At 71.9% G+C, this 11,994-nt stretch carries 11 protein-coding genes; 2 read left to right on the top strand and 9 right to left on the bottom strand.

What is annotated here, in order from left to right:
- Positions 1-59 precede the first annotated feature (59 nt).
- Positions 60-929, top strand: a complete 870-nt coding sequence (locus OG584_RS33525) for an IclR family transcriptional regulator (RefSeq protein ID WP_405783475.1) — start codon at positions 60-62, stop codon at positions 927-929.
- A gap of 91 nt (positions 930-1,020) precedes the next feature.
- On the opposite strand, the gene OG584_RS33520 is transcribed toward OG584_RS33525, so the two are convergent.
- Genes OG584_RS33520 through OG584_RS33495 form a run of 6 tightly spaced genes read right to left on the bottom strand, consistent with a single transcriptional unit; the run spans position 1,021 to position 6,211 of the window.
- Positions 1,021-2,070 (bottom strand): 2Fe-2S iron-sulfur cluster-binding protein, encoded by a 1,050-nt coding sequence (locus OG584_RS33520; protein WP_405783474.1) that lies wholly within the window; start codon positions 2,068-2,070, stop codon positions 1,021-1,023.
- A complete protein-coding gene (locus tag OG584_RS33515; RefSeq protein ID WP_405783473.1) occupies positions 2,063-2,263 on the bottom strand; it encodes a hypothetical protein in 201 nt (66 codons plus the stop codon). Before OG584_RS33515 ends, OG584_RS33520 begins: the two co-directional genes overlap by 8 nt.
- A 1-nt stretch (position 2,264) precedes the next feature.
- On the bottom strand, positions 2,265-3,401 hold the full coding sequence (locus OG584_RS33510) for a Rieske 2Fe-2S domain-containing protein (RefSeq protein WP_405783471.1): 1,137 nt from the start codon (positions 3,399-3,401) through the stop codon (positions 2,265-2,267).
- Between the two features lie 59 nt (positions 3,402-3,460).
- Positions 3,461-4,483, bottom strand: a complete 1,023-nt coding sequence (dmpG, locus tag OG584_RS33505; RefSeq protein ID WP_405783470.1) for a 4-hydroxy-2-oxovalerate aldolase — start codon at positions 4,481-4,483, stop codon at positions 3,461-3,463.
- A 26-nt stretch (positions 4,484-4,509) separates the two neighbouring features.
- Complete coding sequence (locus OG584_RS33500) at positions 4,510-5,421, bottom strand: acetaldehyde dehydrogenase (acetylating) (protein ID WP_405783468.1); 912 nt, start codon at positions 5,419-5,421, stop codon at positions 4,510-4,512.
- Positions 5,422-5,428: 7 nt separating this feature from the next.
- Positions 5,429-6,211 (bottom strand): 2-keto-4-pentenoate hydratase, encoded by a 783-nt coding sequence (locus OG584_RS33495; RefSeq protein ID WP_405783467.1) that lies wholly within the window; start codon positions 6,209-6,211, stop codon positions 5,429-5,431.
- A 680-nt stretch (positions 6,212-6,891) separates the two neighbouring features.
- Here OG584_RS33495 and OG584_RS33490 point away from each other — a divergent pair.
- The gene (locus tag OG584_RS33490) at positions 6,892-7,869 is read left to right on the top strand and encodes a tyrosine-protein phosphatase (RefSeq protein WP_405783465.1); all 978 of its coding nucleotides are present in this window, start codon (positions 6,892-6,894) and stop codon (positions 7,867-7,869) included.
- Between the two features lie 22 nt (positions 7,870-7,891).
- On the opposite strand, the gene OG584_RS33485 is transcribed toward OG584_RS33490, so the two are convergent.
- The 3 genes from OG584_RS33485 to OG584_RS33475 all read right to left on the bottom strand — a co-directional run bounded on the left by OG584_RS33485 (position 7,892) and on the right by OG584_RS33475 (position 11,886).
- Positions 7,892-9,058 (bottom strand): acyl-CoA dehydrogenase family protein, encoded by a 1,167-nt coding sequence (locus OG584_RS33485; protein ID WP_405783464.1) that lies wholly within the window; start codon positions 9,056-9,058, stop codon positions 7,892-7,894.
- Positions 9,059-9,139: 81 nt separating this feature from the next.
- The gene (locus tag OG584_RS33480) at positions 9,140-10,213 is read right to left on the bottom strand and encodes an acyl-CoA dehydrogenase family protein (RefSeq protein ID WP_405783463.1); all 1,074 of its coding nucleotides are present in this window, start codon (positions 10,211-10,213) and stop codon (positions 9,140-9,142) included.
- Positions 10,210-11,886 carry a FadD3 family acyl-CoA ligase gene (locus OG584_RS33475; RefSeq protein WP_405783462.1) on the bottom strand — a complete coding sequence of 559 codons (1,677 nt, stop codon included), beginning with the start codon at positions 11,884-11,886 and terminating at the stop codon, positions 10,210-10,212. The genes OG584_RS33480 and OG584_RS33475 overlap by 4 nt, the downstream gene beginning before the upstream one ends.
- Positions 11,887-11,994 lie beyond the last annotated feature (108 nt).

Here is an 11,994-nt window from a genome sequence, read left to right as displayed (position 1 = left end):
ACTATTCCGAAACGAAATACCTTCTTCCCGCTGAGCGGGAACCGTGGAAGCCTCACGGCATGGCAGAGCAGCCACCCTCACTGTTGGAGAAGGCCGCGCTGGTGCTGGGCGCTTTCGAAGGCCCCGCACCCCGGCTGACGCTGACCGATGTGATGCACCGTTCGGGTCTTCCGCGCTCGTCGGTGCACCGCATCCTCGATCAGCTCGTCCGTCTGCGCTGGCTGGACCGGGAGGGCCGGGACTACCGGCTGGGCATGCGGATGCTGGAGCTCGGGGCCCTTGCCTCGCACCACAACCGGCTGCGCCGGGCGGCCCTGCCCCATCTGCACGCGCTGCACGAGTCCACCGGGCACGTGGCGCACCTCGCCGTACTCGACGGACCCGAGGTGGTGTATCTGGAGCGGATCGGCGGCGCCCAGGACGGGGGCGTGCCCTCGCGGGTGGGCGGCCGGCAGCCGGCGTACTGCACGGGGACCGGCAAGGCGATCCTCGCGTTCAGCGAAGAGTCGCTCGTCGCCGAGACGGTGCGGGCTGGGCTGCGGCCGCGCACCGCCCGCACGATCACGCGGCCTGTGGCGTTCCATCAGGAGCTGGCGCGGATCCGGGAGCGCGGTGTGGCGTTCGACGTCGAGGAGGCGTTCCGGGGCGTTTCGTGCGTGGCGGCGCCGCTGCGGGGCGCGGGGCGGGCGATCGCGTCGGTGTCGATCTGCGGCAACGGCACGCACCGCGAGCTGGAGCGGCTGGCTCCCGTGGTGCTGGCCACGTCCCGGGCGGTGTGGCGCTCGCTCTTCGGACCGGGCCGCGCCGAGGCCCGGCCGCGCACGGCCCCTGCCCCGGCATCGTCGCCCGAGCCCGTGGTGGCTCCGCCCATCGACCCTGCCGAGATGGACAACATGATGTCGTGGATGCGGTTCGCGGACTGGATGTGACGGCGGGGTTCTGGGGCCGTGCGCGGGAGAAGCGGGCGGGGAGGCCGCCGTCCGGACGGGCGGGGCCCGGGGACGGTCCGGCGGCGGCCGGTCAGGAGTAGCTGATGCTGATCCGCTCACTGGCCGGCAGCGCCTGGCAGGCCAGGACGTAACCGTCCGCGCGGTCCTCGTCGTCCAGGACGTCGTCGTGGACCACGGTGACCTCACCCTCGACGACCCGGCAGGCACAGGCGGCGCAGGAGCCCTCGCGGCAGGAGTACGGGGCGTCGATCCCCGCCGCGAGCAGGGCGTCGAGCAGCGGGGTGGTGGCGCCCCACGTCACGTCGTGGGTCTCGCCGTCCAGCTCGACCACCGCCCGGGAGGCGGCACCGCCCGCCGCGGGCTGGGCGGCTGCGGCCGGGGACGTACGGAAGACGTCCCCGGTGAGCGAGAAGAAGCGTTCCCGGTGGATGGCGGCGGGGGCGGCGCCCGCCGCGCGCAGGGCCTCGTCCACCGCGTCCATGAAGGGCGCGGGGCCGCAGAGGTACGCGCGGTGGCCCGCATAGGGGCCGAGCAGCGCGGTGAGCCGGTCCGCGGACGGCAGGCCGTCGAGCGTCTCCAGCCAGTGCAGGACGAGCAGCCGCCGGGGATGGGCCGCGGCGAGTGCGCGCAGTTCGTCCCGGAAGATCACCGCGCTCTCGTCGCGGTTGGCGTACAGGAGCACGACGCGCCCCTGGCTCCCTGCCAGTGCCGCCTTGGCGAGGGAGATCACCGGGGTGATACCGCTGCCCGCGGCCGCCAGCAGCAGATCGCCGTCCAGCGGGCCGGAGCCGAAGGTGCCGGCCGGGGCCAGCACCTCCAGTTCGTCGCCCACACCGATGTGATCGCAGAGCCAGTTGGAGCCGTGGCCGCCCGCCACCCGCTTCACCGTGATCTTCATCGGTTCGCCGGAGTGCGGGGAGCTGGCGAGGGAGTAGCAGCGTGCGGCCGCTCCGCCGTCCGGGCCGGGCAGTCTGAGCGTCAGGAACTGGCCCGGCCGGTAGGCGAGTACGCCGTCGGCCGGGGCCAGCACGAACGAGCGCGCGTCGGCCGTCTCGGCCACCACCTCGGTGACCCGGACCCGGTGCGTCCGGGCCGCCGGCACCTGGGGCAGCTCAGGCATCGGCCACCGCCAGCCGCCCGTCGCCGACGGCCCGGTCGATGCTGTCGCGCAGCGCCGCACAGGTACGCATCGGGTCCCGGTACTCGGCGCAGACCTCCGCCGCATCGGCCGTCCACTGCACGGAGGTGTGGGCCGTGGAGAACTTCTCGCACAGGACCTGATTGCCGCAGGCCGCGCACTCGACCGGTGTCATGTCAGCCCTCGCTCCGGTGGCGCGCCACGTTCTCGTCGACCTCGCGCTGCCACGCGGCTGTTGCGCGGGAGGTGTCGATCTCGAACTCGAAGCGCTGGGTCATCTCGTCCTTGACGTCGCCGGCGTTCACATAGAACTGCTCGTACCAGCGGCGCAGTTGGTAGACCGGACCGTCCTCCTCCGAGAGGAGGGGGTTGTCGATGCGGGTCTTGTTCTTCCAGATGTGGACGTCCTGCTCGAAGCCGACGGCGAGGCCGTCCGATGTGAGCCGGGCGGCTTCCGCCGCTTGCTCGTCCGTCATACCGGGCAGCTTCCTGACGATCGCGCCGTACATCAGCAGGAAGCTGTCGGAGTCGATCGGGTAGTGGCAGTTGATCAGCACGCTCTCCATGTCCACGTCCGCACCGACATCGCTCCACATGTAGTCGATCATGTAGGAGGGGCCGTGGTACGAGGCGTCGGAGCGGAGCACGCCCTCGGTGCTGAGGGTGCCCAGGTCGACGTCACCGCGGGGCGAACTCTCCATGTACTGAGTGGCGGTGTGCCCCTCGAAGACGTTCTTGAAGTACGTGGGGAAGCAGTAGTGCACATAGAAGAAGTGCGCCATGTCCACGACGTTGTCCACGATCTCCCGGCAGTTGGAGTTCTCCACCCGCAGGACGTTCCAGCTCCAGTCGCTCCACTCGTCGCTGAAGACCCCTTCGATGCGCGGGACCGTGACACCGGGCGGCGGCGGGTTCCCCTCGGGGTCGTGCCAGACGAAGAGCTGCTTGTTCTCCTCGACGGTGGTCCAGGCGCGGGTGCGGGCACGCGGCGGCACCCGGCGCGCGTAGGGAATCCCCGCGCAGCGGCCGTTGCCCGACCAGCGCCAGTCGTGGAACGGGCAGGCGACGGCGTCGCCCTTGACGGTGCCCTGGGCGAGGTTGCCGCCCATGTGCGGGCAGTACGCGTTGAGGACGTGCAGCTCACCGTCGTCCTGGCCCTGGAAGACCACGAGCCGGGTGCCGAACGCCTCGACCTCGTGCGGCTGTCCGTCCTTGAAGGAGTCAGCGAGGCCCAGGCAGTGCCAGCCCCGCGCGAAGCGGGCGGGCGGCGCGGCCGCCTCAATGACGCGGACTTCTTCGCTTGCTGCGGTCATCTTGTGCCTCCTTGGTGGTGGTGACGCGTCGGGACTGGCTGCTCCGCGGGGGGTCTGCGTCAGCGGCCGGCGGAGAGTTCGAGCGCGATGTCGATGAGCTGGTCCTCCTGGCCGCCGACGAGCCTGCGCTCCCCCGCGCGCAGCAGGATCTCGGCGCCGGACACGCCGTACCGGTCGGCCTGGCGGTAGGCGTGCTTGAGGAAGCTGGAGTAGACGCCCGCGTGTCCCATCAGCAGGGCGAGCCGGTCGAGGCGGCACTCGTCGTCCATCACCGGGCGGACGGCGTCCTCGGCCGCGTCGATGATCTTGAGTACGTCGATGCCGGTGCGGATGCCCATCTTGGCGCAGACGGCGACGAGCGCCTCCACCGCGGTGTTGCCCGCGCCGGCGCCGAGCCGCCGTGTCGAGCCGTCGATCTGGAGCGCTCCGGCCCGGATGGCGGCGATCGAGTTGCCGGTGCCGAGTGCGAGGTTCTCGTGGCCGTGGAAGCCGACCTGCGCGTCGTCGCCGAGTTCCGCGACGAGCGCGGCGACCCGGTCGGTCACGTCGTCCATGACCATCGCACCGGCCGAGTCGACGACGTACACGCACTGGCAGCCCGCGTCGGCCATGATGCGGCCCTGCCGGGCGAGCGTCCCGGGCGTGGTGGAGTGCGCCATCATCAGGAAGCCGACGGTCTCCAGGCCCATCTCGCGGGCCAGTCCGAAGTGCTGGACGGAGATGTCCGCCTCGGTGCAGTGCGTGGCGATACGGCAGATGGCGGCGCCGTTGGCGTGGGCGGCGCGGATGTCGTCCTTGACGCCGAGCCCGGGGAGCATCAGGAAGGCGATCCGGGCCTGCCGCGCCGTGTCCACTGCGGTCTTGATGAGGTCCTGTTCGGGGGTGGCGGAGAAGCCGTAGTTGAAGGAGGATCCGCCGAGTCCGTCGCCGTGCGTGACCTCGATGACCGGGACGCCGGCGCCGTCGAGCGCGGTGACGATCGACCGTACGTGCTCCACGGTGAACCGGTGGCGCATGGCGTGCGATCCGTCGCGCAGCGAGGAGTCGGTGACGCGGATGTCGAGCGTGTCCGAGTAGGGCATCTGGTACTCCTGCTTCTGATTGCTTCTCAGCGGCCGGGTGCGAGGAGCGCCTTGGCGAACTCCTCGCCGACCTTGGTGGCGGCGGCGGTCATGATGTCGAGGTTCCCGGCGTACGGCGGGAGATAGTCGCCCGCGCCCTCCACCTCCAGGAAGACCGCGACGCGGGCCATGCCGCCGCTCTCCGGGGTGGGGTCGTCGAACTGCGGCTCGGAGCGCAGCCGGTAGCCGGGCACGTACGAGGCGACGTCCTCGGCGACCTGCTTGACGGAGAGGGTGATGGCGTCGCGGTCGGCGTCCTCGGGGATGGCGCAGAAGACGGTGTCGCGCATCATCACGGGCGGGTCGGCGGGGTTCAGGATGATGATGGCCTTGCCGCGCTCGGCGCCGCCGATGTCCTCGATGCCGCGGGAGGTGGTCCGGGTGAACTCGTCGATGTTGGCGCGGGTTCCGGGTCCCGCCGAGACGGAGGCGACGGACGCGACGATCTCCGCGTACCGGACGGGGACGATCCGTGAGACGGCGTGGACCATCGGGATCGTGGCCTGGCCGCCACACGTGATCATGTTGACGTTCGGCTGGTCGAGATGGGCGCGCAGGTTCGCGGGCGGTACGACGGCCGGGCCGACGGCGGCCGGGGTGAGGTCGATGGCGCGGATGCCGAGTTCGGCGTAGCGCGGGGCGTTGGCCCGGTGCACGGCCGCGGACGTCGCCTCGAAGACGAGGTCGGGCCGCTCGTCGCCGTCGAGCAGCGGACCGACTCCGTCGGGGCGGGCCTCGATGCCGGCGGCGCGGGCGCGGGCGAGTCCTTCGCTCGCCGGATCGACACCGATCATCCAGCGGGGCTCGATGTGCGGGGACCGCAGGAGCTTGTACAGCAGGTCGGTCCCGATGTTGCCGGAGCCGACGATGGCGGCGGTCGCCTTGGTCCTGTTGGTCATCATCACCTCAGATGAAGGAGAGCGAGACCGGGCCGAGCCCGGTGAAATCGGCGGTGTAGGTCCGGCCCGCCTCGACGTCGACGGCCCGGGTGCAGGAACCGGGCAGCACCAGATGCCCCTTCTTCAGCGGAACGCCGAAGCGGGCCACCGTGCGGGCCAGCCAGGCGACGGAGGCCGCGGGGTCGCCGAGTACGGCGTCGCTGCGGCCCGCGGCGATCTGCTCGGATCCGCGGCGCAGGACGGCGTCGATGGCCTTGAGGTCCAGTTCGCGCGGATCGCGGCCTTCGCCGGTGACGTACCCGGCGGACGAGGCGTTGTCGGCGACGGTGTCGGCGATGGTGATGCGCCAGTCGGCGATGCGGCTGTCGATCAGCTCGATGGCGGGGACGACGCGCTCGGTGGCGGCGAGTACGTCCGCCGTGGTGCAGCCCTCGCCGGGCAGGTCGTCGCCCAGGACGAAACCGACCTCGACCTCGATCCGCGGCGCGCAGTAGCGGTCCACGGGAACGGGCCGGTCGTCCGGCAGCCGCATGTCGTCCAGGAGGTGGCCGTAGTCGGGCTCGTCGACGCCCATCATGCGCTGCATGACGGGCGAGGAGAGCCCCACCTTGTGGCCGTGCACGACCGCTCCGGCGGCAAGCCTGCGGCCGATTCCGAGCAGCTGGATCTCGTAGGCGTCCTCGGTGCCGATCTCCGGGAACAGCTCGGTCAGCGGGGCGATGGGCCGCCGGTCGCGCTCGGCCGCGCCGAGCGCGCCGGCGGCGGTCTGCCGTTCACTGGCCGTGAGCATGGGCGGTCCTCCGCAGTGTGGTGGGACAGGGGTGTTGTGAAACAGGGAGTTGTGGGACGAGGACGGTGCGACAACGAGCCGAGGACGGGGGGCGGTGCGGCGAGCAGATGAGAGGTGTGCGGTGCTGCTCGGGTCGTGCACCAGGGGTGGTGGACTGTGCGCCGAGGCTAGGCCGCGGGCCCCGGCCGGGCCGAGCGGCTGCTCCCGCTCAGTGGGAAACCCGCGCGGTCCCTTCGGTGTCGCGGGGCGGCGGACGCCACCGGAGCCGCTGGTGTTCCCGCAGGCAGGGGCGCGGATGACGGCGGTGCGGGAGCCCGGGGACTCCGGACGGCGCGGGTCCGAGCCGGGCCATCCGACAAGCCCGGCGCCGGCACCTCCCCCGGGGAGCGGATCCGCTGCTACCTTCCCGTCCAGCATCCGTCCGCCGTACCGGGCGGAGCAGCGCGAACGCCTGTGCTCCCCGTCACGGGGCGGGCGCCCGCCGCCGCTGTCCGAGCGGGAGTTCACCGCCCGCTGCGGGGTTGCAGTCTCCGGCCACCCCGGTCACGGACGCTCCGCACCGACCAGGGCCGCTCCCCCACAGCGGGTGGCCCGGCCGCACTGCTCTCCGCAGCCGCCACGCTCCGGACCCGCCTGTCCCCACACCTCACCCCTGCCCACGCTCCCCGGGAGTTGTTTTGATGCGCCGTACCCGAAACCCGAACCGCACCCTGGTCCTGACCCGGGCCGCCACCGCCGTACTCAGCGCGGCTCTGGTGCTCACCGGGTGCTCCGACACGTCCCACCCGTCCAGTGCTTCCGGCCCTTCGCCCAGCGCACGCCCGGACACCGGCCACACCGCCGAAGGTTCGCGACCGGTGCCGCCCGACGCCCGCCACATCGCGCTCAAGGGCGCGGTCAACGTCCGTGACCTGGGCGGATACCGGACCAGCGACGGCAAACGGCTTCGCTACGGAGTCGTGTACCGCGGTGACGCGCTCGGCAAGCTCACACCGGCGGATCTCACCGCGGTATCGAAGCTCGGGCTCAGGTCGGTGGTCGACTTCAGGCTCCCGCTCGAAGTCAGGACCGACGGTACCGACCGGCTGCCGACGGGGGTGTCCGCCGTTCCGCTGCCGATCGACGACACCGGTCTGTACGAGCGGACGACGGCGGCCATCGGCAGCCGCGACGCGGCGAAGCAGCAGCAGGCGCTGGGCGACGGAAGAGGGGCGGGGACAATGCGGCGGATCTACCGCACGTTCGTCACCGAGGCGGGCGCCCGCCGCCAGTTCGCCCGGGTGCTGGACACCATCGCCGACGGCACGGGGCAGCCGCTGCTCTTCCACTGCACGTCGGGCAAGGACCGGACCGGCTGGATGAGTTACGTCCTGCTGCGCGCGGTGGGGGTGCCCGCCCACACGGCCGAGGCGGACTATCTGCTCTCCAACGACATCCGCAGGACCGCCGACGAACGGACTCGCGCCGGTCTGGAGAAGGCGGGGATCATGCGGGATCCGCAACTGATCGTTCCGCTGCAGGAGGTCAGCGGGGACTATCTCGGTGCCGCGCTCACCGAGGCCGCCCAGCGGTACGGCAGCTTCGACGGCTACCTCTCGAAGGGGCTGGGCCTGGATGCCGGGACGCTGCACAAGCTCCGCGCCCGGCTCCTGATGTAGCGGCCCCGGCACCCCGGCGCGCTCAGACCCGTGTCTCCTTCGGCAGGCCGAGGACCCGCTCCGCGATGATGTTGCGCTGGATCTCGTTCGACCCGGCGTAGATCGTGTCGGCGCGGGAGAAGAGGAACAGCCGCTGCCAGTCGCCGAGATCGTACGGTGCGCCGTCCGCCAGCATGCCGCCGGCGCCGCAGACGTCCATCGCCAGCTCGCCGAGCTCCCGGTGCCAGGTCGCCCAGTAGATCTTGCTGATGGAGGCCTCGGGCCCGGGGGCTCCGGCGGCCGCGCCGCCCAGCATCCGCAGCGCGTTGAACCGGATGATCTCCAGTCCCGTCCAGGCCCTGGCGAGCCGGTCGCGGATGAGGGGGTCGCCGGCCGCGCCGTTCTCGCGTGCCAGAGCGATCAGCGCCTCCAGCTCGCGCCGGAATCCGACCTGCTGGCCGAGAGTGGAGACGCCGCGCTCGAAGCCGAGGGTGGCCATCGCCACCCTCCAGCCGTCGCCGGGTTCGCCGACGACGTTCTCCGCGCCGGTACGGGCCCCGTCGAAGAAGACCTCGTTGAACTCACTGGTGCCGGTCAGCTGGGTGATGGGCCGCACGTCGACCCCGGGCTGGTCCATGGGTACGAGCAGATAGGACAGGCCCTCGTGGCGGCGGGTGCCCTGTCCGGTGCGGGCGACCAGGAAGCACCACTGGGACTCATGGGCCAGCGAGGTCCAGGTCTTCTGCCCGGTGACCGACCATCCCTCCGCGTCCAGCTCGGCGCGGGTGCGGACGTTCGCCAGATCCGAACCCGCCTCGGGTTCGCTGTAACCCTGGCACCACAGTTCGTCTACGGACCTGATCGCCGGAAGGAAGCGGGCCCGCTGCGTGTCCGTGCCGAAGGCGATGAGGGTGGGCCCGATGAGCTGTTCCCCGATGTGCCCCACCCGGGCAGGGGCGTCGGCGAGTGCGTACTCCTCGTGGAGGGCGACCTGCTCCTCCAGCGTCGCACCGCGGCCCCCGCACTCCCGCGGCCAGCCGACGCAGGTCCAGCCCGCCGCGGCCATGTGCCGTTCCCAGGCGAGGCGTTCGGCGAAGGCCTCGTGTTCCCGGCCGGGCCCGCCGCGGCCCTTGAGCGCGGCGAACTCACCGGTGAGCGCGGACCGCAGCCACGTACGGAACTCCGCGCGGAACTTCTCGGTACTGCTCATGACACCTACACCTGCCGAACGATCGCTGGGAAGAAGGGGACCGGACACGGGCCGGTGGAACGCCCGGCCGCTGAGCCGATGTCAGGCACGACGCTGTGCACCCGCCCCGCACGGTCCGACCAGTACCTCGGCGATGCGGTCGCGGTGCCCGGCGGGTGAGCCGAGGAGCTGGGCCGAGCCGTGGGCCCGCTTGAAGTAACGGTGGGCGTCGTGCTCCCAGGTGATGCCGATCCCGCCGTGCAGCTGGATCATGTCCCCGGCCACCGCCGAGAACGCCTCGGAGCAGGCGGACTTGGCGACCGCCGCGTATCTCGACAGGTCCGGTGAGCCTTCCGCGGCCGCCCAGGAGGCGCCGAGAGCGGCGGAGCGCGCGGACTCGACACGTACGAAGGCGTCGGCGAGCCGGTGCTTCACGGCCTGGAACGAGCCGATCGGACGCCCGAACTGAACCCGGTCGCGGACATGCGCGACGGTGAGTTCGAGACAGCGCTCCGCCGCGCCGGCCTGTTCCGCGGCGAGAGCGGTACAGGCCAGGTCCCGTACGTGTGCGAGAACCCGGTCACCGTCCGCGGTGAGCGCGCGGGCCCCGGCTCCGTCGAACCGCAGCGTCGCCTGCGGCCGGGTCAGGTCCATCGTGGTGTGCGCCTCACGGCTGACGCCGCCGGCCCCGGCCGGTACGTGGAACAGTGCGAGCCCGGCCTCGGTGCGGGCCACGACCAGCAGGACGTCGGCATCAGCCCCGTCCAGGACATGGTCCTTGACGCCGGTGATCCGCCAGCCCCCCGCGTCGCGCACCGCGCGGGCCCGGACGGCTTCCGGCCGCCACGCCCCGCTCTCCGCCCAGGCGAGTGCGCCGGTGGTCCGGCCGTCCGCCAGGGCGGGCAGCAGTTCCGTGTCACCGGCGGCCAGCAGCGCCTGGGTGGCGAGGACCGCGGAGCCCAGATACGGGACGGGGCTGAGCGCCCGCCCCAGCTCCTCCATGACCACATGCACCTCGATCGGGCCGCACCCCGCCCCGCCGTATTCCTCTGGGACGGCGAGCCCGGCCACCCCGATCTGCCGGGTCAGCGGCTCCCAGGCCGCGGCCCCTTCGTACCGGGACAGCAACAACCGCACGGCTGTGCGCAGTTCTCCGTGCTCTTCGCCGAATCTCATCGGCTCTCTCCTTCCGGTTCCGGGCGGGCCTGCTCTTCGGCGATGTGCGCGGCACCGGGCGCGGCCGGCCGGCCGTTGCGGCCCTCCCGGACGTTCTCCCGTGCGGCGCGCCGCAGTTCGGCCTTGAGGATCTTGCCGCTCGCGTTGCGCGGCAGTTCCGGGATGACGTGGAAGCGGCGCGGTACCTTGAAGTTGGCGAGCCGTTCCCGGGTCCACGCGGTGAGTTCGGACGGGTCGGGGTGGCGCCCGTCCTCCGTGACGAGATAGGCGACTCCGACCTCGCCGAGACGCTCGTCGGGGGCCCCGACCACCGCGGCCTCACTGATGAGTTCGTGGCCGCGCAGGACGTTCTCGACCTCGGCGGGGTAGGCGTTGAAGCCGCCGACGACGTACATGTCCTTGAGCCGGTCGGTGATCGAGAGGTAGCCGCGTTCGTCGAGTACGCCGATGTCCCCGGTGTACAGCCAGCCGGCGTCGTCCAGGATGCGGGCGGTGGCCTGCGGGTCGTCGAGGTATCCGAGCATGACCTGGGGGCCCCGCACCGCGACCTCTCCCGCGCTGCCGGCGGGCAGCCGGCCGCCGTCCGGGCCGCCGGGGCCGACGATGCGGATCTCGGTTCCGGGCAGCGGCAGCCCGACGGTGTGGGAGACGCTCCATGCGTCGGCGTCTACCGGGCAGACGGCGACGACACCCATGCACTCGGTGAGCCCGTAGGCCGTGAACACACCTGATACACCCAGACGTTCGCGGATCTCGTCGACGAGCGCGACCGGTACGACGGAGGCCCCGGTGCCCGCCAGGCGCAGCGCGCCGAGGTCGTGGTGGGCCAGGCCCGGATGGCGGACCAGCCCGTGGAAGACGGTCGGCGGGGCGAGGAGCACGCTGATGCGTTCGTCCGCGATGCGGCGCAGCACCCTGTCCACGTCGTAGACCGCTTCCGGGATCATGGCGGCGCCGCGCAGCAGGCAGGCGACGAAGCCGGCTTTGTAGCCGAAGGTGTGGAAGAAGGGGTTGACCAGAAGGTAGCGGTCGCCGGGGCGCAGGGTGACCGCCCGGGACCAGGCCTCGATTCCGGCGAGCACCTGCCTGTGGGTGCCCATGACGCCCTTGGGCCGGCCTGTGGTGCCGGAGGTGTAGAGGATGTCGGCGAGGTCGTCGGGAAGGACGGCCGCGGCGCGGGCGGATCGCGTCGCCTCGGAGACATACCGGCCACGCGCGAGCCACTTCCCCCAGCTCAGCTCCGGTCCGGTCGCCCCGCCCCGGAGCACGACGACGGATTCCAGGCCGCCGAGATCCTCACCGGAGTCGCGCAGCATGGCCACGTAGTCGATGCCGAGGAAGCCGCGTTCGGTGAGCAGGGTGCGGGCGCCGCTGCGACGGATGATGTCGGCGGCCTCGGCCGCTTTGTAGCGGGTGTTGAGGGGGACGAGCACGGCTCCGGCGGAGAGGGCGCCGAGGGCGGCCGAGATCCATTCGCGGCTGTTGGAGGCCCAGACGGCCACCCGGTCACCCGGCTCCACACCGTGGGCGATGACGGCGCGCGCCGCGGCGTGGACCGCGGCACCCAGCTGTCCGAAACTCCAGCGGACCTCTCCGTCGGCGAGGGCGTCGAGGCCCTCGTATGTGCGGGCGGCGAAGTCCGCCAACTGCGCGAGGGTGGTGGGTGGTGGCACTTGGTGTGCGCTGATGATGACCCTCCCTACTTGACGTGCGAGCGTGGCCGGTATCCAATCACACGTGTTTCGGTTAGGCATATACCTAGTAGGAATATTGGAGACAGC

Origin of the sequence: Streptomyces sp. NBC_00859 (assembly GCF_045161865.1) — a bacterium.
Taxonomy (GTDB): domain Bacteria; phylum Actinomycetota; class Actinomycetes; order Streptomycetales; family Streptomycetaceae; genus Streptomyces.
The sequence above is the reverse complement of the archived record's forward strand: the minus strand, read 5'-3'. Positions and strand labels throughout refer to the sequence as shown.